Below are 20,201 nucleotides of genomic sequence, written 5' to 3' on the forward strand. Positions count from 1 at the left end.
TAATCGGTACGCAAAAGATTGTCCTAGCGGGTGAGTTTGCGGATTACGTGGAGAGCTTCGACTTTAAGATATTTAAGTCCTTATCCCCGCGGGAAGTGATCACACAGCACCAAACGACTCCGTATTATTTTGAACGCTTCGGCGGAGATCTTCCTGCGCGACCTCTTCCGGAGAAGCCGCCTGAGGCCGTACAGGCGCATGAGCAAAGATACGTCGAGCATCTTCTGGCTGCGTACGCTGACCATACGAAAGCAGCAGTTGCGGATATTGCCGCGCTTAAGCAGTGGAAGCCGCTTGGCGAGCATTTTAATCGTCAACGCGAAAGCTTCTACCATGCCGAGGCGTTCAGGGTCTTTCTGCGCGAGAAGGTGGATCCAGGCACGTTCGAAAGCCTGCAAGATGAAATTCTGAGTGGCGTGATCGACACGGCAGAGGGGAAGCATCCCGACGGGTTTGAGCGAGTGAAAGCAGTCACTCAGGCTTCGCAGCATGTTCCTCTTGACGCTCACCCGCTAGGCTCGAGTGCATTCGTCAAAGACCGGCACGGCATATGCCACCAGCTTGCCAACGAAGACCGCCTTCAGTGGACGCCGCAATGAGCACAGGGTCACTGACGTTCAACGGACCGTTTGAAGCGGGAATGCGCGCGGTCGCCATTCTGGCCGCAGCATTTCCGCGTGAGATCGATATCCAGCGCCTGACAGCATTTGACTATTTGCTCGTTCACACCGAACTTCTTGGTGGACCGGAAGACCTACATCCTGAGACGCCTATTTCAACACCGGCCACTCAGGTCCGTCGAGGCATCGTATTGGACGGGCTTCATCTGATGATGACGCGCGACCTTGTGGCCCGATCTGCTTGCAAAGGGGGGATCGTCTATCAGGCGGGTGAGATGGCCGAGACATTCTTGGACTCGCTCCAGTCACCATATTCTACGGAACTCAAGACCCGTGCCGAGTGGCTGGTGCGTCATCTAGCACCATATAACGACGACGAGTTTGACCGTCTGATGCGCCGATTCTTCGACCAGTGGGTCATGGAGTTTCAGAATGTCGAGCAGAGCTTGGGCGGGGCTGTATGACCGCACGGCTGCGTCTTTGTGCATTGAGTTATCACGGTCCGTTCCGAAAGGCAGCGGTTGTAACCTTCAAGCCTGGCATGAACGTCATCTACGGCGCGTCGAACACCGGAAAGTCGTTTATTGTAGATACGATAGACTTCATGCTTGGCGGCAAAGGACCTCTCCGGGATATACCAGAGAGGGTTGGGTACAAGCACGTCCTTCTCGCCATGGAATCAACTGAGGGCGAGCAGTTTACCCTAGCGCGGGCTGTCGATGGTGGTCCCTTTGTGCTCTACGATGGCTTGTTCTCTGAAGAGATGCCTGTCGAAGAGGGCACGACGCTTGCCGACCAACACAACGAGAGACGGGTAGATAATCTATCCGCGTTCTTGCTCGAGAAGCTTGGCCTTGCGCATAAGCGGGTGCGCCGGAACAAGAAGGGCGACACAAACAGCCTGAGTTTTCGCAACCTCGCGCGCCTTGTTGTCATAAATGAAGAAGAGATTATCCAGCAGCGATCACCGCTTTCTGACGGCGGGTACGGCATGGGCGACACTGCAAATACGTCGGTGTTTAAGCTTCTGCTAACAGGCGTTGACGACACATCTTTAGCGGCAGCCAGAACTCGGTCGCCCGAGGACCAAACCCGGGATGCGCAGATCTCGCTCCTCGACCAGCTCATCGCCGACTACCGGAAGCAGGTGAAAAATCTTGCGGGATCAGAGGAGCTGCAGGATCAGTTGGATCGCCTTGAGGGCGCTATGGAGGGTCAGAGCGAGCAGCTCGCTATCTCGGAGACCAGTTTCCGAAAAGCTTCGACGGACCGTCGCGACATCGCCAAACGGGTAGAGGACGGACGGAACCGCCTTGCTGAGATCACGGTCCTTCTTGAACGCTTTACGCTCTTAGGTGCGCACTACCGATCCGACATAGCTCGGCTTGAGGCAATCGCCGAGGCCGGAACGCTGTTCGGGGCTTTAGGCCAAGTCGATTGCCCACTCTGTGGAGCATCACCCGAACATCATGCTCATAGGGATGATTGCGGTGGAGATGCTAGCCTCATCGCTTCTGCGGCCCGGGCCGAAATTGCCAAGATCGCTTCCCGACAGGCTGATCTGGAATCGACGATAAGTTCGTTGAGGACCGAGGCTGTATCGTTCGAACGAAGGTTGCCAGGGCTCGAGCAGCGTCTTTCCTCACTCGCAGGCGAGATCGACCGGGTTGTTGCTCCGAATCTGAAGCAGCTTCGTTCCAGCTACCGGCAGCTCGCGGATAAGACTGGCGAGGTTCGCGAAGGCATCGCTATTCATCGGGGGCTGCTCGACTTTGAAGATCGCAAAACTAAGCTTGAGCGCGAAACCGCCGATGGGGGCGGCGGGTCTGGCACAGCTGATGTAGATCTATCGACAAGCACGGCCGATAAATTCGCGACCGTAGTTCGCGGTGTGCTCAAAGCCTGGCATTTTCCCGATGTTGATCGCGTCCATTTTGATATGAAAGTCCGGGACCTCGTCATCAACGGAAAGGCTCGAACCTCATTCGGCAAGGGCCTTCGTGCCGTTACACAGACTGCCTTCTCCGCCGGCTTGCTCGAGTACTGTGTCACGCAGAAAACACCACATCCTGGCTTTATCGTCGTGGACTCGCCTTTGCTTTCGTACAGGGAGCCTGACGGTGCTGCGGATGATTTGCGCAGCACAGATCTAAACGATCATTTTTATTCCTATTTCGATGCTTGGGGTGACGATCGACAGATCCTTATCATCGAGAATACAGATCCGCCCGCCAACGTGATGGCCAGTCCGCAGGCTACGATGTTTACCGGGCTCCAGGGCGTGGGGCGTGCTGGTCTATTCCCAGAGCCGGACGTGTCGCACGATACGCCAGGTGCGACACCATAGGCGCTCGGGAGGTTGGTGTGCCACGTGGCACACCCCCTCAACCAAACCGACACCGGAATATGCATCCTCGCACAAAACCGTAAAGGCAGATGTAGATCGTTGAATGGTCGGGTTGTGACGTTTGGAGCGGACGTCACTGAAGTGCTTAGGCGATTAGCGCCACTTCGGGAGATCGATCTCACCTGGGCCAAGCAGGATCACTTCGGCTTCGTTATCTGACGCCGCGGTTTTGCGCTCCGCCCCTTCGCGAACCTTGTCCATGTTGTGCTGGACAGTGCCAAGCCACCCTCGCTCGACGCTTGTGCGCTGGACATCAGCAGGAGGTGAACCGAGATAAAAATCGAGTGCCTCACGCGTGACAATCACGGAACGCCTCTTACCCCCAATCTTGAGATCAACTCTCACCCCGCCCGTGACGATCATGGGCCGGCTAGGAGGGTCAGGCTGAAGGGCTTCGAAGATGTTCATTTATTTCTAATGCGCAAGGGCTGCTATGTATCCGCTGGGTAGCGCGTCTATCGGCCTCCAATCGAGCGCGACTTCTGCAATATCTGATCCTGCGCCATTTCGCGGACACGCTGCGCCTGTTGCTGCTTCACCTCGATGCCGGCGATCCACTCGCCGCGGCTGATCCGAGCCGCCACGTCCTCTTTGCGCTCAGCCACGAACTCGCGTTGCTTCACAGGCTGGCCCGGGAATCGCCCTTCTGCGACCGTCGTGGCGAACGCGACATGGCTTTGCGCCTTGCGCAGCTCGGGGTCTTTCGCGTTCTGGACGGCGGTCTGCCGGCGGAATCGCTCGGCTAGATCGACGCGCGGGTCGACCTGTTCTTTGCTATCACGAGCCTGGTTAGCGGTGCGGGGCGTCGGTTGCGTCACCCCCGACACCCCGGCCTGCCGGGCCTGTTCGCGATCGGCTGCGGCTTTGGTTTTCTCGTCGGGCTGATACCCGTCGATCCTGATCCCTTGCGCCGAGGCGGCAAGGTAGGCGGCGCGCTTGAACTCTTCGTCTCCGGTGATTTTGAGCGACGTCCAACCATTTTCCTTCGCGAGCCTCACAAGGTCAGGCAGTGACTCCGGACCCTTCGCCTTGATGCGATCGGGGGTTATCGTCGCGATCGGCTCTTTGTCGTGCGCGCTGCGATAGAGCTTGTTGCCGACGCGCAGGAAACGGGACTCGAGATCGGCCGGGACTTCCATCGGCCGCCTACGACGGTTGTCGCCATCGATGCCGGCGCCGGCAGCTTCGACCTTCTCAACCATGTCACCGCTCCTGTTCGATTACACCAACGACTTCGTTTCCGCGCTGCTCGGCCGACACGTCGATGAGCATGTCGGGATGGTCTTCCGTCACGACGCAATCCATCGCAAACGACAGCGGGTCCGGATCGGTGAGCTGGTCGAACGTCGGCATCGCGCACTCGGGAAGATCCTCGTCATCGCGAACCGTCTTCGGGATAGGTAGCACCACTGGTGCCGCCATGACGCGGCTGCGAAACAGGGCGTCCGCATAAAACCGTATCTTGTCCCCGTGGATTGGCGGGATGCCGCCTCGTAGCAACAGCAGCTCGCCGTCCGGAAACTGCATCAGTTCCTGCGGGAGCAAGAGAGCGCGGCGCTGGTCCGACATGGACTTGGAGCGGTTTGCCAGGATGCCGTGGATCGTAAGCGACTTTGTGACGGATTCCTGCCCGACATAGCCGATGCGCTCCGACAGTTCATTCGCAACGCGCAGCTCTTTCGGTGTGAACGCGACCTCGACACCGCAGTTGGCAACGATTTCGTTCGCGACATGCTCGCCATAGACCGCGCGCAGCTGCGATCGGGACTGAATGACCGGCAGGAGGCGGATGCCGTAACCCGCGACGTAGGAGAAGGCGCTGGCGATCACCTGCGCACGGCCAATCCGAGCGAACTCGTCGAGGATAACGAGAACTTGGAGCGGCGTTTCGCTATCCGGCAAATCACGCACGTTCAGGTCGATGAGCTGTTGGAACAGGAGATTGTAAAGCGGCGCGACGCGATCCAGCTCGTCGGGAGACACGCCCAGGTAGATCGACATGGGCTTGGTGCGCAGCTCGCGCAGATCAAAGTCACTTTCTTCGGTTGCGGCATCGACCCGCGGGTTGAGCCACAGGCTCAATTTCGACGTGACGGTCTGGACGATGCCGGCGAACGTATTGTCGGCTCCCGACGTGAAGTCGGCGAGAGCGTTCCGGCATCCTTGCGACAGATCGAGCGCGCGATCGTCGAGAACCTTGCGAAAATAGCCGCGCGTGTCGCCGGTCGTCATCAAGCGATAGATTGAGCCGATGGTGAACGGCAGATCGGCAATCGCAAGGTATGCGCCAACACCCACGAACGCGGTCCGCGCCGAATCCGTCCAGAACGGCTCCCCGCGCTCGGGCGCCACGAATAGCATGGTCGCAATCTTCTGTAGCTCGATCACCACCTGGTCGGGATCGGTGCGATCGATATAGCCGAGCGGATTGTAACGGGCCGTGCGGCCTTCCGGGTCGGTCGGGTTGAAGAGATAGACGGCCTGCCCGAACTTTTGCCGGAAGCCGGCTGTCGCGTCCCAATTCTCGCGTTTCACATCGAGGACGACGACTGATGCCTGCCACGACAGGAGGTTGGGGATGACGATGCCGACGCCCTTGCCCGAGCGGGTAGGGGCCTCGACGATGCAATGCTCGCTACCCCCGAAGGTCAGGAACTTCCCGCCTTTCTTGCCGACCACGATGCCGTTGTCGGCGCGAAATCCGGCGCGCCGGATTTCGCCTTCCTTGGCAAAGCGAGCGGCCCCGTGCAGCGGGGGCTTCTGTTTCAGGAGCCACCACAGCATGATCCCGGTCAGCACCAGGCCGACGACCATGCCGGCGCCGAACGCCTTCAACACGACCGGATCGTGCCGATAATACCAGAAGAACGCCGGCATCCTGAACGGATCGAACTTCGCGCTTGGAAGCCCGAGATAGATCCACGCAATGACGCTCGCGACGAAGAAGGCGAGGACGCTTGCCACCGGAATTCCGGCCGCGAGGATGGTGCCCCGTTTAGGCTGCATGACGGCCTGCAGGGTCATAATAGATTTCGGTCATGCGGAACTCGCCGTCGACCTTCTTCATCTGGACCACGACGTCGACGAGGATTTTCAACAGCGAGCGTATGTCGTCGCGGGCGAGGTCCGCGCCGCCCTCGCTTTCCTTCACGAGCAGCGTCAGTTGCTCGAACGCCAGCTCGGCCGAGTCCGCGTGAATGGTGGTGATCGAGCCGGGATGGCCGCTGTTGACGTTGCGCAGATAGAAGAACGCGGTGCCGTCGCGCAGCTCTTGGAGCAAGATGCGATCGGGCCTCATGCGCAGCGCGCTTTCCAGCAGTTCCTTGGCCGTCACCTTGGCAGTGCCAGTGCCGTCCTTGCTATAGATCATATGCACGACGTTCTTGTGCGGCACCACCAGCTCGCGCGTGTCCTCGATCGTCAGCAAGCGTTCGTTTTCGGGGATGAGCTGAATCAGCCCCTTGGAGAACGTCGTCTTGCCGGAGCCAGTCGCGCCGGAGATGAGGATATTGAGCCGGCTGCGCACGGCCATCTCGAAAAACTCGACATGCCGTCCGGCATGGAGCAGCCCGAGCAGGCGTTCTTCCACCGTGCTGACCCGCTTACTGGCAACCTTCGTATCCGTGAACAGGCCGCTCGCCTCGAAATCCTGCATCGACAGCGTCTTCGTCGACGGCTTCCGAACCGTGATCGACACGGTGCCGTCGGGCACGACGGGCGGCATGACGAGTTGGACGCGCTCGCCGGTGGGGAAAACCGTTGAGCAGATCGGATTCTCGCGCGTCACATCCTGCGAAGTGAAGGCAGCCGCAGCGCGCGCCAGTTGGTTAAGCGCATCGAGCGTCAGATCATCCTCGCGCTCCCAGGTCCACCCGCCGCGCCGTTCCACGCCGATCAGCGTCGGTTCGTTGATGACGACTTCCGTCACCCCTTCATCATCGAGATAGCGGCGCAGTGGGCGCACAGCATGATCGAGGATCGCCGTGTTGCGGAAGGCCGCAACGGTCATCGGAGACCGAGACCGTAAACCTGCGAAAAGTCGAAATCCTTAGCGACGGTGATCGCCATCTCGGTCCCTTGATTGACGCGGACGATCGGCCGGATTTGTTGCGTATCCTGTAGCACCGACGAGGTGGTGTCGCCGGGGGTGCGAAACACGGTCGACCCTTCCGGGCTGACAGCTTGGCCGGCAATCTGCCCGCCCGCGTCGAGGACGCTGAAAAGCAGCGCCGCCCCAAACCGCTGCCAGAAGAACCGATCGATCTTCCCGGTGATGCCGGCGCGGCCGAGGGAGTCCGACGCCGGCGATCCAATGTCGATCGCCACGCCCCGCGGCGTGACGGCTCGCGTCCACATCGCGAACAGCCGGTTTTGCCCGCGCTGCAATCCGCCCTGATATTCGCCGAACACGCGCGTGCCCTTCTCGAGCAGCACGACCCTGCCGTTATCCGAGTAGATGTCGCGGGGGATTACGCATGTCGTGTAGCCCGGGACGGTGCTGTCCATTGCGGTTTGAAGGGTGCAGGGAATAATCGCCCCGGCGGTGACGAGGTAATTGCGATCACCAATCATCCGCGCTGTGGCGGTGCCGATCGCCGAGGTTTGCTTGAGAGTGTCGAGGGCCGTTGCCTTCGGCGCGGCGTTGTCGCCATCGCCTTGTCCGGCCTGGGTGCCGGCGTTCCCCGCACCACCCAGGCCGCGGCCGACACCTTGATCGCCGTTGTAGGCGATCAGCGTTGATCGGCGAGCATTGTCGCGCAGCGAACGCGCTTCGTTCGCGCGGCGCTCCGCTTCGGTCGCCTGGCGGGTTTGCTGTTGTGACGCCGTAGACGACCCGTAGGGCGTGATCGGCTGACCATCGGGGCCGATCGCCGGGACTTGCTCGCCGGCGAGCTGCACGGGCGCGTTCGGATCGCGCGGTGCCGTCGCCAGTGTCGGCGCGATTACAGTATTCGGATCGTAGGGCGCTTCGACCGCAGCCGGCGCTTTCTTAGGTTGGATCGCTTGCTGGTTGCCCGAGCCCGTGACGAGCGTCAGCACCGTGAAGATACCGGCAGCGCCGAGCGCGGCGCCGACGATCACCTTCTTGTTATCCCATTGCGACGCGTTGAGGGACGGGATGCGGCTCGGCCGATCGGCTGCGGGCGTGCGATCGATCTCGCCCATGTCGGGCGTTGCATCGACGTCGAATCTCTTGTCGGACACGTCAGTTCTCCGTCGTGCGTTCAACGACTTCCGAGGCCGTGTCCGTCTTGGGATCGCGGCCGTAGAAGTTCGGACTTTCGTTGTAGATGCACAGCACCACCTTACCCCGGCGCAGGCGCATCTCTTTGTAGATGCCGTGGACGACCACAAACTCGTCGCGCACATCGAACGAAGCGGTTGCTTCGCTACCGTCAGGATTGACGGTGAAGATGGCGGGGATTTCGCGCTGGTTCGGGAAGCGGAGGACCGTGAATTGTCCGTTGTCGCTGACTTCGGAGGGTTGAAGCGCCGAGGAGCCTTGGACCTTGTAATTCAGGTTCCGCTTGCCTTCGAGAACGCCAATGTCGAGCGCTGCTTTGATCGCTCCATTCTGCGCGCCCAAGGCGGCCGTGAGCTGCGCGCGCTGCTGCGCGAGGCGGGCTTGCAGCGCCTCATACTCCGGGTAGCGAAGCCGCACCTTGAAAAACGTCCCGGCCGATCGCGCGCCGGCGACCGCCGAAAGCTCGAAAGTATAGTTTCGCTTAGTGCCCTGGAAATCTGTCACAACGATCAGGTTCGTCGCTCCGGCACGCTCGCGCGGCTTCACGAATAGGGAATTGTCAGCCGGCGCGACCTCCCACGACACGGTATCGCCCATCGCGACGAACTTAATGACCTCGCCGGGGGCGAACTCGATCTGCGTCGCCGTCCGGAACGCGCTCCGGATTTGGATCACGTTGCCATCGGTATAATTGACCTCGCGGATGCGGGCGTCGGCGCCGAGCGAACGCGGCGTCTGTTCCGCCAGCGCCGGCAGCGGAGACAGCGCGCCGATCGCCGCGGCCAGGAGCAGGATGAGTTTCATCGCGTCGGAACCTCCGCATCAGCTCGGTAGGATTTCACCTGAAACCCGAGCGGGTTGGCATATCGGCCGGCTTCCGTTTCCGGCTTCGACAGCACATCGAACGTGATCGTCGCGATGGCGGGCGTCTCGATCACCTGCTGGTCGCGCTGCAACCGCTTCACGAATCGGACCTGAGCGACGTTGGGCGAGATGAAGGCAACAGAGCGGATCGCGACGAACACCGCGTCGTTGGCGGTGAGCTGGTTTTGCGGCGAGTCAGGATTGTCCTTCTTGTAGAAGGACGTCCAACGGTTCTGTTCCTCGCGCGTCGAGAGGGCCAGCACCTTGCGGTAGAACTCTTCGCGTGCCTGCGGAATCCACCCCTCGCGCGTCCGCACATAGTCGGCGAGGAAATACTTACGGATCGCCTCGTCATAGGTGATCGACTTGTCGCCACGGAGCCCTTGAGCGACTTCGGTCGCGCCGGTCGATTTATCGACGGTGACGACGTAGGGAACGACGGTCTTGAGCGGCGAAAGCGCCATGACCGATCCGACGCTGACGATCGCCAGCGCGCTGGTCACGCCGGCCACGATCCAGGCCACACGTCGCGAGCGGGTTGCGGCGACGAACCGATCCCGATCCCAGCTTTCCGCTTCCGCGAAATACGCCTTGAGGTCTTCTTCTTTGTCTTTGACACCGATCGCCATGTCAGCAGCTCGCGTATGAGGTCGGAAGGGCCGCTGTGGGGCTGGCTCCAGGCCCTATGGCGCTGATTGCCGGCACCTTGCCGCCTTGCGACGTGTCCGGCCCTTGCAGAGCCGGCGTCGCGCTTTCCGGGGGGAACAGGTTGGTCGTGGGAGGGGCCGACGGAGCCGGCCCGCTTTGAGGGCTAGGTGTGCCACGTGGCACACCCGCCCCATTTGGCGAGACCGCAACAGCGGGGGCGGAGCGATCCGGCAGCGTCGGAAGGATTGTGCCGTAGAGATTTGCGGGCCGCTTCTGCCGCCCGTTGCAGCGAGGGAGCTTGTCATCCTTCGCCGCCGCGGCTGGAACGGATGGGGTGAGACTCGCGAGAGCGAGAACCGCCAGGGCAGAGCCGAACTTCATTCCCAATCTCCTGATCTAGCTTGTGCGGCGAAGAGTGCCACCCCCGCCGCCCCCAGCGCTGGCACGGCCCCTCGCAAATGCGGAACTCGCTATCCTGCCCGGCGCGGCCGATAGCGCCCGACCGGCGGCCGGGATGATGTTGCCGGTCGCGGCGTGAGCGAATTGCGTAGCAAGGGAGGCACCACCACCACCAAGACCAGCAGCGAGGCCCGGTATTTGAAGGAAGAAGAAGAACCCCAAGATGTAGAAGGCGATGGCCTTCACCGCGATTGCGACGATATCGGTATTACCCGCCGTCGCTTCCGTGATGAACGTCTCCCCGGTTTGCTGGATGAAGACGGTCAGAAGCAGCGCGAACGCCACGAGCATCACATAGCTAATTACCGATCCGAGCCAGGCGAAGAAGAACGACCTTGTGGACTCGAAAAGCAGGGCAGCAACGAACAGCGGGCCAACCACAGCGAGCAGCGCAAGTGCAAAAAGCGCGAACGCGCAGATCGTAAAGCCCAGGGCGGTCGCCAGAAGGGCAAGCACCATGATGACTAGGCAATATACGCCGGTGAAGAATATCTCGATGATGTTGTTTGGCATACCGATCAGGTTTCGACCCGCAGCAGCGGTCCTCATGTCCTGAATCTGTGTGATGCGATCGACCGTTTGTGCCGACCCCTTGACGATGTTGTCGAAGAAGCCGCCGAGGCCGGTGACGTTGGGACCACCCACGGCGTTGGCGACGTCCTGAGGAAGGCCGTTCATCGTGAAGAGGCTGATAGATGCGCCGTAGAGCGTGGTTACGGCGAACACTAGAGCCGCCAACTTCATTCCCCGGAACACGAACTCGCGGAATGGATAATCGACGGCACCTCGCAGGATCGCGATGCCAAGGAGAATGATATAGATGGTGACGCCGACCCGAAGCGGCCCGGAAATCCAGCCGACCATGCCGGAGTAAGCGGCAATAATGCCAGCAAGAGCATTATTCAGCGCATCGAACATTCGAGTAAAGACGTCATTACCCACGTCAAAGTCCTTAAAAACACGCCAAGGCGACGGGCTAGATGCCCATCTCCTTCCGAAACTTTGCTCTTTGCTCGGTCGATCGAATATATTCGTTCGCACCTTCCGCGTTGTTGCAGTTAGAGACGATGACCGAAGGCCATGATCCCACGGGCCGCTGTGATTGCTTCCATGCCGCGCAGACTGAATTGATCGTCTGCAACTCGGCCCGATGCGCGATCAGGTATTGAGTATCGCGTAGGGGAAGATCGGAGCGCAGCCCCGATGCGTCCTGATCTTTTTCTGACTGTGTGCAGGCTACCAGCCCGCATACGAGCGCGAGGGGGAGGGAAAGGCGCGGGAAACGAGCCATCAGTTCAGGCCCATGTCCCGACGGAATGCGGCGCGGCTGTCTTGCTGCGAAGCAAGATACTTCTGGTAATCGCCTTCCGCCTTCGCGCGCCGTTGAATCTCGATCGCCTGGAGCGCCAGTTGATCGTTCATCATTTGCGCCTGTTCGAGCTGGAGCCGCGCCGTCATATCGGCGCGCTCGGCTGCCGAGGTCGAACCATTGAGGCGGGTGCGAAGCTCTTCCAGGCCTTGGCGCCGGCTCGTCACGGCGTCGCCAACGTTGCTCGCAAGACCGGTAGTCACCGCCGCCTCTCGCGCACCTTGTTCTGATGCCGCGCGCTGCTCGGCTGTGGCCGTTGGCGAGACGCGGCCGATCAAATCCTGATAAACTTCGTTCGCCTTGCCGCGCAGCCCGCCTACTACGTTGAGATCGCCGCTGGTGTAGCCGCCAAGGCTGTTCGACGACACGTTGCTGGTGCGTAGCACGTCGCTCTTCAGGCGGTTGGCGATGTTGCCAATGTCGGTCGCCTTGTTGAGGTCCTGGTAGAGCTTCTGCGCTTCCTGGATTTGAGCGGCACCCTGCTGGAGAACCTGCACGCCCTGCCGGACCTGTTCGATCTGCTGGACGATCGACGATGTGTCGATGACCGGGATGCCCTGCGCGTGCGCCGACCCGGCGAGCATGGACGCTGATCCTGCCAGCGCGACGGCGAAAACCTTCAAGTTACGCATGTCCCTTCTCCTTCTCAGCTTGGACGACGACGTTTGTGGAATACCGGGAGCCAGGCCGCGGGATCGGGGCCGAACTCCGCTGCTGCCGCGACGGCGATCGACGTCGTTTCGGCGCGCCCTGACAGCACCGCCAGCTCGTCATCGAGTCCGGTCAGGTCCAGTTCGACCACAACGCTGTCATGGCCTTGCTTGACGAGGAACTTACGGGACTCCGGCGACAACTCTTCGCGGATGAGCTGATATTCCGCCTCGGTCAGCGAGAAACCCTCAACATAGTCGCGGCGCGCCCCCTTTGGATTGGGGAGCATCACCTGGGTCGCGACCTGTTCGAGGATCGAGTGCGCAATGTCGCTCTTGAGCGCATCGGCCGGCGACTGGGTGGCGAACACCATCATCGCGTTGCGTTTGCGGTATGTCTTCAAGCCGTCTTGCGCGAAGCCCCGAAATGCTTCGTCCTGTAGCGCCTTCCAGAACTCGTCGATGGCGATGATCGTCCGCTCGCCGGTTAGCATCTTGTCGATGCGATGGAACAGGTAGAGCATCAGCGGCGCGCGGATCTCGGCATTATCGAGGAAATCCGTCATGTCGAACCCGATGAACCGCGCATCGAGCGTCATTTCGTCCGCCGTGTTGTCGAACACCCACCCCATCGAACCGCGAGACGTCCACTTTTCGAGACGGGCGCCGATGCCGCCAGCGTCCGCCATGCCGAGCATGGTCCGCAGCGCATCTAACGAGCGATCCTCCCGAGGGAGCCGCATCACCGCGGCTACGCCCTCGTCGATCATCCGCTCTTCCTGGACCGTGATCGGGCGCTGCTCGGCCCGGACGAGCTGACGCACCCATAGCGACAGCCAGGCGCGATCCTCCGCATTATTTTCGAGTGCCTTGAGCGGGGCGAAGCCCGTCGGGGTGCCGTTGGCGAGCGTCAGATACGTGCCGCCTGAGGCCAGGACGAAAATCTGCGCGCCGCGATCCTTGTCGATGAATATCTGGCGCGCGCCCGTCTTCTCGGCTTGCGCCATGAGGAAGTTGACGATGACCGTCTTGCCCCCGCCAGTGGGGCCGACCACCAGCGTGTGACCAATGTCGCGCTTGTGGAAGCTGAAGAAGTAGGGGCTGCGCGCGCTGGTCTTCATCAGCGCGATCGCATCGCCCCAGTGATTCCCGACAGGGAGGCCGGCGGGGTAGGTGTGGAAGGGAGAGAACGCCGCGAAATTGAGCGACGTGATCGGCGCCGGCCTTGCCCGCCACGCGAAATTGCCGACGAGCTGGCTCCAATACGCGGCTTCCAGCGCAGCGCCCTCGCGCGCCGCCACCATGCCGGTGTCGGCGAGCGCGGCACGCGCGATCGACAGGTTGTCGCGCAGCCCCTTGAGGCTGTCGGAATAGACCGCGAGCGTGAAGTGATGATCGCCCAGGACGAAGCGGTTGGACATGAGATCGTCCGCTGCGTCGACGAGATCGAGCATCTGACTGACGGCGCGATCGTCGGCGTTCTCCATCTGCTTTTGGCGCAGCCGGAACCGCTCCGATGCCGCGGCGCGGCCGAGGAAGGTGAAGGATTGCGTCAGCACGAACCCGAAATCGACCGCCAGCAGGGACTCGAATTGGCGCGGCGTCGTGAACGCCGGATATTCGCGAATGCCGAAGATGCCCCCGAAGGCGCTGCGATCGGCGTCGCGAACCTCGACGGTCTCTCCGCCGAAGATCACGCGCTGGCGATAGAGGGCGCTGCCGAGGTGACCCCGGATGATCGGGACGCGGCGATGCCGGCCCGTCATCACCATTTCCGCGACCTCCATCGTCTCGGAAAACTTGAGGCCGTTGAACCCGTAGATCGACAGCCGGCGCGGCGAGCAACGATCTAGCAGCTTCTCGAAATCACGCGCCTTGTCCTCCAGCAGCTCCAGCAGATCGGCATCGACCTCATCGGCTGCAGCTCCCGCCTTCGCCTTGCTCTTGAAAAGCTGGACCAGCTTGTCGGCGCCGTGGATCGCGGGGCGCGCCACCAGCGTCACGAAGAAGCGGTTGATGAACATCCGCTCGCGATTCATGCGGGCGAAGTAGGCCGCATCAAGATCGCGCGCGAAGCGCGAGCGGAAGTTGCCGCCCGGATATTGCTCGACTCGCGCGCGGACAAGATGCGTCCAAATCGACAGGCGATCGTCATGCAGGTTGCGGAGCATCCCGTTGAGCTTCGAGTGCCAGTCGTTCAGATCGCGCACATCGGCCGTCTCGAAAGCACGACCTTGCAGCTCGAACGTCAGCATGATCGCGCCGGAATCCAGCGCCACCACCTCGTCGTTGACGTGCCGCGCATACGGTAGGAACTTGGTCGGCAGCACTTCCTTGAGCGCGACCTTCATCGGCACCTGGTCGGAGAGGCGGTTTGCCTTAGCCATTGCGGCCGAACCCCTTGCGCTTGATGCCTTTGAGGGGGAGCGGAGTATAACTTGAGCCGCCCCAATATGCCCGATTGCGGTTCGCCGCCTTGGTGCGGCCCCACAGGAAGATCAGTCGAAAGGCGTTCACGTCATGCCGCACGATCAGGCGTGAGAGGCCGAACGTCACGCCAGCGTTCACCGCGGCATAGACCGGATTGTTGAACCCGATCAGGATGCACACCGAAGAGATGAGGATCAGCACCGCCGCCTCGATCGGGATGCCGGCGAACAGCGCGGGGCGCGTGACCGCCAGGAATAGCGGGTTGCGCGCCATTGTCTCCCGATCCTCGTCCACGCTCGATACTCCACACGACAATGCGGAAGCGGGGCGCGGGCGCCCCGCTTCCTACGAAATCAGCCACCGTTGAGCTGATCGACGATCCACGGGGCCGAGAAGATCAGCGCGATGCCGATGATGACGGTGACGAGGGCGCCGGTGTTGACGCGGCCGGTCAGCCAGCCAAAACCCGCCGCGATGATCGCAAGGATGGCGACCGTTCGCAGGAGACCATTGCTCAGAAGGTTCAGCACCGACGTGCCAAAGCTCTCAAGATTGGTCTGTGCGAATGCCGGCTCCGCCGACAGCAGCGACGCCAGCGCCACCAGACCGAACATCGACAGTAGCTTGCCGACCTTGCGCTGGCCCGGCGTCATCGCCTCAACGCGCTTGGTGACTGTGGATCGAAGGGCGAGCGCCGGCCCACCGATCGAAGATGCGAGGTTCATCGTTCTTCTCCTTCTCCGGCGAGACGCGCTCGCTCATATTCCGCCCTCGCAAACACGTCCCACGATGGCGGGGGGTTGGGTGGCGCAGCTTGACGCTGCCCCGACGCGGACGTGTTTTCTGCCACCAGCGCGGCGAGCTGCGCTGTCGCGCTCGCAGGGCTGGAATCGTTTGAGCCGGAGAAGGCGGCCACCGTGACCGCTACGGGCCGGATGCCGTCGGAGATGCCGGCATTGCCGATCACCCTTCCGACATAGCCGTTGGAGAAGCCACGCGACTGCGACCCGGTGTTATACATGGATAGAGCGATGCGAAGCGCGCGCTGGGGGTGCAGGCCTTCGCGCACGCTCCGATAATTGCCGGAGATGACCGCCCCGGCCGCGGCGATGTTCGTGCAGGGCTCGAACACCGTGTCCCAGGTCAGGCCAAGGGCCCTCATGTTGCGGGAATTGATCTGGCCGAGGCCGAGATCGACCGAATAGCCTTTGGCGACGTAGAAGCGCGCCATCTTGATCGCTTGCGCGACGCTCGTCGGCTGCACGACCTTGCTGCCAAGCCCGTTGACGCCAATCGCCAGCTCATTGCCGCGGCTTTCCGTCTCGACGATCGCCGCGATGGTCGCAGGCGCTACATTCGGCGCGCATTGCGCCGCGAGACCCATGACGACTGCGGCGGGGAGCGTCATTACCGCTCCAAACTTCGCGAGCCGGCGAACGGGCCGGGTTGCGCCGTGGCCTCCGCCTGATCGATCTGCGAACTGGTCGGGACCGTGTAGCGCGTCCGCGTGCCATCCTGCATCGTCATGACGACGTAGCCAGGCCGACCGCTCTTCGGCTTGGTATAGTCCGCTTTGCGGACTCCGCCCGCGCTACAGGTAGGAAAGCCGCCACCGAGGCCGAGGTGTGTGATGAGCTTACGGATCGGTGGGACGCATTCCTTGAATTGCATCCACCCGCCCGGATTGCTGGCGCAAAGCAGCACTTCACAGGCCCAAGTGTTTTCGGCGCGGGCCGGCGCTGCCGCAAAAGAGGCCACTACCAGCGCAGCGACCGAGAGAGACGAACACAAGCGATTTGCCATGTTTTCACTCCTAGAGTGAGAACAAGCTAAATCGCTAAAGCGAGATTGCCTAGCCCGAAAATGACCGAAGCTTCACATTGGACCCAACGGCTTGGCGCGTCAGAAAGCCTTTTCGTCTCTGACGTCAGCGCACGGGTGAAGGTGGATCACATCATCATAGCCATATCCCAGGACGATATGGCGTATGGCCGAAGAAGCCTTTTTATACAGTCTGATACGCTTTTTGTCGTAAAGCCCCACGTGGAAAAGTGCCGTTCCGCGCCAGCTAACCCGGACGTTGATGTACCATCGCCCGCAGTCGCGCTGGCAGACATGGACGTCCGTGATAGACCCACCAGGGGGCCGAAGCGTCGTCAATTCGCGTTCGAGCAGCAGCTCCAAATCCATTCATTCCCCCAACAGTGATTACTATGCTTTTCGCTGGTGCTTTGCGCCACTCCCCGATAGCAAGTATGCGTCTTGAACCGGGAGTGTCTTAGATGGCGGGACGGCAGACGGCTACGATCGAAGACCAAGCCGACCGCATCGTGCGTCAGCTCGGCGGCAGATGGCAGGGCGACTTCGCCATGTGTCGATGCCCGGCGCACGCCGACGGCACCGCCAGTCTTTCCGTCCGCGTCGGCGAGCGCGCCGTGTTGTTTCATTGCTTCGCCGGCTGCACGTCCGCTGCGATCATGGCGGGGCTGCGCTCGGGTAAGATCCTTGCTCCCGTAGACCACGACCCAGGCCAACGGCAGGAAGGCAAGGCCGACCACAACAAGGTCGCGCTCGCTGTTTGGCGGCATGCCGAGCCTTTCGCCGGAACGCTGGCCGATCGCTATCTGCGTTCGCGCGCGATCATTCCCAACGGGATCAATGCCCGCTTCGATGCGCGCTGCCAGTTTGGCGCCGGTTCCGCCAAGGCATTCGCCCCTGCGCTGATAGTACCGATCGAGGAGGACGCCGGCGTCGTCGCGATCCATCGGACCTTCTTGCGTCCCGATGGGCGCGCCAAGGCCGAGATGGACGAGCCGAAATGGATGCTCGGCAACCCCGGCAGCGGCGCGGTCCGGTGGGGCGGCATACCGCTCGACGGCATCTTGCGGCTCGCCGAAGGTGTCGAGGACGCCGCGAGCGTGATGAACATGCTGGGCGACGGCTGGTTCGTGTGGCCCGTGTTGGGGATCGAGCGATACCAAGCCGTCGCGATTCCCGAGAGCGTCCATACCGTCGTGATCTACAGCCAGCATGGGGCCGAGGCGGCACGTGCAATCGCTCGCGCCACCCCGCACTTGACGGCCAACGGCCGCCAGCTCGTCAGCAAGCTGCCGCCCCATGCGGGCGACTGGAACGACCTGCTATGCGAGGTCCGGGCACTATGAAGCTCTTTCCCGGAGCGACGCCGTTTCAACGCTGGATGATGGGCGCGACGTTCGTCATCGTCGCAGTCTATTCGATTGCGCAGAACAAGGAGTCGATCGTCGAGGCGTCACAGACGAGGCTTACGTCGCCGAGTCCAAGAATTATCGATGGCGATACGGTCGACTTCACGAACGGACGGGTGAGGATCGTTGGGATCGATGCGCCCGACGACGACCTGCCGGTGCTGAAGAAGCTGTCGAGCGATGCATTGCGGGGTCTGTCATCGCGCGATGGTGGAATGGACTGTTCAGTGTCGATGTTCGACTACGCGTTGCGGCGTGAGAACCAGTGCCGGACAAACCCAAAAAGCTACGGGCGGCTTAACCTCGCGTGCCGTTTTCCAGCCAATAAGGCCAGTGTCGGCGCGTCGATGGTCGCGCAAGGGTATGCGGTCGATTACCGGGTATATTCAGGCGGTGCCTATGTCGATTTGATGCGTAAGGCGGCAGCACAACGAGTTGGACTTTGGGGCGTCGACTATGAGGGGATGCGTCAGCTTGCGATCCGACAGGCGCAGGTGCCGGAAGGGTGCAGCACAGGGACGATCAAGCGGTAATGGGGGCCTGCCTCCGGCCCGCGCTCTACTCCGCGCCGCAAGCGCGGCGCTCCGCGGAACCCCGCGAACGGGTTTCCGCCCATAGGGGTGACGATCGACTAGGCTGGCAAGGACCGCCCTTGCGGCCGGACGCTATCTGCTCGGATGGGCGGGCCGATGCTTGAACCCGGCTCCTCGGCTGCGGTCAGGCTGGGCCATTGGGGTCTTGCCGTCTCCCTCGTGATTGGCGCCGTCCTCGTGGGGCGCGTCATCCGCAAATTCCCTTACCTGCTCCCCAACCGCCTGCCCGGCCTTGTCCTCTACGAGTTGGGGCCTAGCCTTGTCCTCGCGCTCGCGATCGGGGCGGCTGTCATCATCACGCGCGGTAGCAGTCCTCGCTTCGGCATCCCCGCTCGGTTCGCGCTGTTCGCGCTCACCGCGCTGCTGGCGGGCACCGTCACGCTCGCGATCGAGTATCGCGACGCTCTTCAAGGCCAATGGTTCTGACGTCCGTGGAGGTGTGCCACGTGGCACAGCGCCGCGCGTACACAGCACGATCATCCTGGGCTATGATAACCCGATGAAATGGAAACCTCGCAATCTGCGCGAGCTGGGCCAGATGGTGGTGGGAGACGTTCCGCATTTCCATCGGCGCTCCAGCAAATACATCACCGAATTCTTCGAGGACTGCGACCTGGAGTTTGTCCATCGCGGCGAAACCCGGCCGACCTGGGCGGCAGAGCGGATCGAGGAGATCCTTGCGATGCCGCACGCGTCCGCCACAGCCATGCCCGACGCCTTTGTGCGGATGATCCAACGGTTGCTCGACAGGGGGGAGGTGGTTGATGACGATGCCGAGCGCAGCTTGGCACTCACAGCCCTGAACATCACGCTTGCTCGCGAGGGCTGGGAGGCTTTCTACGACGATCATGGCCTCGCGCAGATCAAGCACATCGCGACCAACACCATAGCGCAGATGGCGAATCCTCACCGCCCCTTCACACCGTCAGAGCTGGAGCGGCGTGACCAACTCCTCGCCTTTCTCGGGCGATGCTCCGAGGACGACCTAATCGAGGACGTTTTGCTACCGCTTTTCCGGCAGCTCGGCTTTCACCGGATCACCGCCGCCGGACACAAGGACAAGGCGCTGGAATACGGCAAGGACGTGTGGATGAAGTACACGTTGCCGACTCTCCACGTTCTCTATTTCGGCATCCAGGCCAAAAAGGGAAAGCTCGATTCCTCCGGCGTCAGCACCAGCAATGTCGCCGAGATCCACAACCAGATCACGATGATGCTGGGGCACGAAATTTTTGATCCGGAGCTAAGTCGCCGCGTTCTGGTCGATCACGCATTCATCGTCGCCGGAGGCGAGATCACCAAGCAAGCGCGCAACTGGATCGGGAACAAGCTCGACGCGAGCAAGCGGTCCCAGGTTATGTTCATGGACCGCGACGACATCCTCAACCTGTTCATCGTCAACAATTTGCCGTTACCCAAGGGTGCGCTTCCCGCGGCATCGCCGTGGGATCTGGACGATGACGTTCCGTTCTGACCGCCGGACGCGCTACGTGGCACAAGGGTATAGCGCAGATAAACCAAAGGCCGCCCTTTTGGGGCGGCCTCGGCCTTTTAGTTCCCTTTCGGGAAACGGACACTCCCCAGGGGGAGGCCGCGAGTGCTCTCCATGTAGAAACCTGCCGATTAAGATTCAACTAAAATCTGACTCCCCCGGGCGGCGCTCACGCCGCGGGGGTGGCCAAAGGCACC

At 61.7% G+C, this 20,201-nt stretch carries 23 protein-coding genes; 7 read left to right on the forward strand and 16 right to left on the reverse strand.

The window, feature by feature from the left end; translation table 11 throughout:
• The 3 genes from NLI89_RS16345 to NLI89_RS16355 all read left to right on the forward strand — a co-directional run.
• Positions 1-599: ABC-three component system protein (locus NLI89_RS16345; RefSeq protein WP_368077291.1), on the forward strand; the 599-nt coding region annotated here is incomplete at its 5' end.
• The gene (locus NLI89_RS16350) at positions 596-1,084 is read left to right on the forward strand and encodes an ABC-three component system middle component 2 (RefSeq protein WP_254688001.1); all 489 of its coding nucleotides are present in this window, start codon (positions 596-598) and stop codon (positions 1,082-1,084) included. The genes NLI89_RS16345 and NLI89_RS16350, both read left to right, overlap by 4 nt.
• The gene (locus tag NLI89_RS16355; protein WP_254688002.1) at positions 1,081-2,967 is read left to right on the forward strand and encodes a hypothetical protein; all 1,887 of its coding nucleotides are present in this window, start codon (positions 1,081-1,083) and stop codon (positions 2,965-2,967) included. Before NLI89_RS16350 ends, NLI89_RS16355 begins: the two co-directional genes overlap by 4 nt.
• Before the next feature lie 153 nt (positions 2,968-3,120).
• On the opposite strand, the gene NLI89_RS16360 is transcribed toward NLI89_RS16355, so the two are convergent.
• The 16 genes from NLI89_RS16360 to NLI89_RS16435 all read right to left on the reverse strand — a co-directional run bounded on the left by NLI89_RS16360 (position 3,121) and on the right by NLI89_RS16435 (position 16,882).
• On the reverse strand, positions 3,121-3,435 hold the full coding sequence (locus tag NLI89_RS16360) for a hypothetical protein (RefSeq protein WP_254688003.1): 315 nt from the start codon (positions 3,433-3,435) through the stop codon (positions 3,121-3,123).
• Between the two features lie 47 nt (positions 3,436-3,482).
• On the reverse strand, positions 3,483-4,229 hold the full coding sequence (locus tag NLI89_RS16365; protein ID WP_254688004.1) for an LPD7 domain-containing protein: 747 nt from the start codon (positions 4,227-4,229) through the stop codon (positions 3,483-3,485).
• Between the two features lies 1 nt (position 4,230).
• Positions 4,231-6,051, reverse strand: coding sequence for a type IV secretory system conjugative DNA transfer family protein (locus NLI89_RS16370; protein WP_254688005.1), 1,821 nt, complete (start codon positions 6,049-6,051; stop codon positions 4,231-4,233).
• A complete protein-coding gene (virB11, locus tag NLI89_RS16375) occupies positions 6,023-7,036 on the reverse strand; it encodes a P-type DNA transfer ATPase VirB11 (RefSeq protein WP_254688006.1) in 1,014 nt (337 codons plus the stop codon). The genes NLI89_RS16370 and virB11 overlap by 29 nt, the downstream gene beginning before the upstream one ends.
• Positions 7,033-8,232 (reverse strand): type IV secretion system protein VirB10, encoded by a 1,200-nt coding sequence (gene virB10 / locus NLI89_RS16380; RefSeq protein WP_254688007.1) that lies wholly within the window; start codon positions 8,230-8,232, stop codon positions 7,033-7,035. Before virB10 ends, virB11 begins: the two co-directional genes overlap by 4 nt.
• 1 nt (position 8,233) lies before the next feature.
• Positions 8,234-9,076, reverse strand: a complete 843-nt coding sequence (locus NLI89_RS16385; protein WP_254688008.1) for a TrbG/VirB9 family P-type conjugative transfer protein — start codon at positions 9,074-9,076, stop codon at positions 8,234-8,236.
• Positions 9,073-9,765, reverse strand: coding sequence for a virB8 family protein (locus tag NLI89_RS16390; protein WP_254688009.1), 693 nt, complete (start codon positions 9,763-9,765; stop codon positions 9,073-9,075). Before NLI89_RS16390 ends, NLI89_RS16385 begins: the two co-directional genes overlap by 4 nt.
• Before the next feature lie 415 nt (positions 9,766-10,180).
• On the reverse strand, positions 10,181-11,161 hold the full coding sequence (locus tag NLI89_RS16395) for a type IV secretion system protein (RefSeq protein WP_254688010.1): 981 nt from the start codon (positions 11,159-11,161) through the stop codon (positions 10,181-10,183).
• Positions 11,162-11,219: 58 nt separating this feature from the next.
• On the reverse strand, positions 11,220-11,534 hold the full coding sequence (locus tag NLI89_RS16400) for a hypothetical protein (RefSeq protein ID WP_254688011.1): 315 nt from the start codon (positions 11,532-11,534) through the stop codon (positions 11,220-11,222).
• Entirely contained in the window at positions 11,534-12,244 is a 711-nt protein-coding gene (locus tag NLI89_RS16405; protein ID WP_254688012.1) for a type IV secretion system protein, read from the reverse strand. The genes NLI89_RS16400 and NLI89_RS16405 overlap by 1 nt, the downstream gene beginning before the upstream one ends.
• A gap of 14 nt (positions 12,245-12,258) precedes the next feature.
• The gene (locus NLI89_RS16410; protein WP_254688013.1) at positions 12,259-14,649 is read right to left on the reverse strand and encodes a VirB4 family type IV secretion/conjugal transfer ATPase; all 2,391 of its coding nucleotides are present in this window, start codon (positions 14,647-14,649) and stop codon (positions 12,259-12,261) included.
• Positions 14,642-14,986 carry a type IV secretion system protein VirB3 gene (locus tag NLI89_RS16415; protein ID WP_439144530.1) on the reverse strand — a complete coding sequence of 115 codons (345 nt, stop codon included), beginning with the start codon at positions 14,984-14,986 and terminating at the stop codon, positions 14,642-14,644. Before NLI89_RS16415 ends, NLI89_RS16410 begins: the two co-directional genes overlap by 8 nt.
• Positions 14,987-15,045: 59 nt before the next feature.
• The gene (locus NLI89_RS16420; protein ID WP_254688014.1) at positions 15,046-15,417 is read right to left on the reverse strand and encodes a TrbC/VirB2 family protein; all 372 of its coding nucleotides are present in this window, start codon (positions 15,415-15,417) and stop codon (positions 15,046-15,048) included.
• The gene (locus tag NLI89_RS16425) at positions 15,414-16,076 is read right to left on the reverse strand and encodes a lytic transglycosylase domain-containing protein (RefSeq protein WP_254688015.1); all 663 of its coding nucleotides are present in this window, start codon (positions 16,074-16,076) and stop codon (positions 15,414-15,416) included. Before NLI89_RS16425 ends, NLI89_RS16420 begins: the two co-directional genes overlap by 4 nt.
• Positions 16,077-16,099: 23 nt before the next feature.
• A complete protein-coding gene (locus NLI89_RS16430) occupies positions 16,100-16,495 on the reverse strand; it encodes a hypothetical protein (protein WP_254688016.1) in 396 nt (131 codons plus the stop codon).
• Between the two features lie 99 nt (positions 16,496-16,594).
• On the reverse strand, positions 16,595-16,882 hold the full coding sequence (locus NLI89_RS16435; protein ID WP_151992091.1) for a hypothetical protein: 288 nt from the start codon (positions 16,880-16,882) through the stop codon (positions 16,595-16,597).
• 92 nt (positions 16,883-16,974) lie between these two features.
• On the opposite strand from NLI89_RS16435, the gene NLI89_RS16440 reads away from it, so the two are divergent.
• The 4 genes from NLI89_RS16440 to NLI89_RS16455 all read left to right on the forward strand — a co-directional run bounded on the left by NLI89_RS16440 (position 16,975) and on the right by NLI89_RS16455 (position 19,986).
• Positions 16,975-17,856, forward strand: a complete 882-nt coding sequence (locus NLI89_RS16440) for a DUF7146 domain-containing protein (RefSeq protein ID WP_254688017.1) — start codon at positions 16,975-16,977, stop codon at positions 17,854-17,856.
• Positions 17,853-18,452 carry a thermonuclease family protein gene (locus tag NLI89_RS16445; RefSeq protein WP_254688018.1) on the forward strand — a complete coding sequence of 200 codons (600 nt, stop codon included), beginning with the start codon at positions 17,853-17,855 and terminating at the stop codon, positions 18,450-18,452. Before NLI89_RS16440 ends, NLI89_RS16445 begins: the two co-directional genes overlap by 4 nt.
• 219 nt (positions 18,453-18,671) lie before the next feature.
• Complete coding sequence (locus tag NLI89_RS16450) at positions 18,672-18,938, forward strand: hypothetical protein (protein ID WP_254688019.1); 267 nt, start codon at positions 18,672-18,674, stop codon at positions 18,936-18,938.
• A 73-nt stretch (positions 18,939-19,011) separates the two neighbouring features.
• A complete protein-coding gene (locus NLI89_RS16455; protein ID WP_254688020.1) occupies positions 19,012-19,986 on the forward strand; it encodes a restriction endonuclease in 975 nt (324 codons plus the stop codon).
• The last annotated feature ends 215 nt before the right edge of the window (positions 19,987-20,201 follow it).

The sequence above is a fragment of the Sphingomonas faeni genome, from assembly GCF_024273235.1.
Taxonomy (GTDB): Bacteria; Pseudomonadota; Alphaproteobacteria; order Sphingomonadales; family Sphingomonadaceae; genus Sphingomonas; species Sphingomonas faeni_A.

Excerpts from the sequence above, each read along its gene's own strand:
- NLI89_RS16405 (WP_254688012.1), bottom strand. The coding sequence starts at position 12,244 with ATGCGTAACTTGAAGGTTTTCGCCGTCGCGCTGGCAGGATCAGCGTCC.
- NLI89_RS16455 (WP_254688020.1), top strand. The coding sequence starts at position 19,012 with ATGAAATGGAAACCTCGCAATCTGCGCGAGCTGGGCCAGATGGTGGTG.
- NLI89_RS16390 (WP_254688009.1), bottom strand. The coding sequence starts at position 9,765 with ATGGCGATCGGTGTCAAAGACAAAGAAGAAGACCTCAAGGCGTATTTC.
- NLI89_RS16430 (WP_254688016.1), bottom strand. The coding sequence starts at position 16,495 with ATGGCAAATCGCTTGTGTTCGTCTCTCTCGGTCGCTGCGCTGGTAGTG.
- NLI89_RS16440 (WP_254688017.1), top strand. The coding sequence starts at position 16,975 with ATGGCGGGACGGCAGACGGCTACGATCGAAGACCAAGCCGACCGCATC.
- NLI89_RS16355 (WP_254688002.1), top strand. The coding sequence starts at position 1,081 with ATGACCGCACGGCTGCGTCTTTGTGCATTGAGTTATCACGGTCCGTTC.
- NLI89_RS16370 (WP_254688005.1), bottom strand. The coding sequence starts at position 6,051 with ATGACCCTGCAGGCCGTCATGCAGCCTAAACGGGGCACCATCCTCGCG.
- NLI89_RS16350 (WP_254688001.1), top strand. The coding sequence starts at position 596 with ATGAGCACAGGGTCACTGACGTTCAACGGACCGTTTGAAGCGGGAATG.
- NLI89_RS16395 (WP_254688010.1), bottom strand. The coding sequence starts at position 11,161 with ATGTTCGATGCGCTGAATAATGCTCTTGCTGGCATTATTGCCGCTTAC.
- NLI89_RS16410 (WP_254688013.1), bottom strand. The coding sequence starts at position 14,649 with ATGGCTAAGGCAAACCGCCTCTCCGACCAGGTGCCGATGAAGGTCGCG.
- NLI89_RS16400 (WP_254688011.1), bottom strand. The coding sequence starts at position 11,534 with ATGGCTCGTTTCCCGCGCCTTTCCCTCCCCCTCGCGCTCGTATGCGGG.
- NLI89_RS16435 (WP_151992091.1), bottom strand. The coding sequence starts at position 16,882 with ATGGATTTGGAGCTGCTGCTCGAACGCGAATTGACGACGCTTCGGCCC.
- NLI89_RS16445 (WP_254688018.1), top strand. The coding sequence starts at position 17,853 with ATGAAGCTCTTTCCCGGAGCGACGCCGTTTCAACGCTGGATGATGGGC.
- NLI89_RS16420 (WP_254688014.1), bottom strand. The coding sequence starts at position 15,417 with ATGAACCTCGCATCTTCGATCGGTGGGCCGGCGCTCGCCCTTCGATCC.
- NLI89_RS16360 (WP_254688003.1), bottom strand. The coding sequence starts at position 3,435 with ATGAACATCTTCGAAGCCCTTCAGCCTGACCCTCCTAGCCGGCCCATG.
- virB11 (WP_254688006.1), bottom strand. The coding sequence starts at position 7,036 with ATGACCGTTGCGGCCTTCCGCAACACGGCGATCCTCGATCATGCTGTG.
- NLI89_RS16425 (WP_254688015.1), bottom strand. The coding sequence starts at position 16,076 with ATGGGTCTCGCGGCGCAATGCGCGCCGAATGTAGCGCCTGCGACCATC.
- NLI89_RS16385 (WP_254688008.1), bottom strand. The coding sequence starts at position 9,076 with ATGAAACTCATCCTGCTCCTGGCCGCGGCGATCGGCGCGCTGTCTCCG.
- NLI89_RS16365 (WP_254688004.1), bottom strand. The coding sequence starts at position 4,229 with ATGGTTGAGAAGGTCGAAGCTGCCGGCGCCGGCATCGATGGCGACAAC.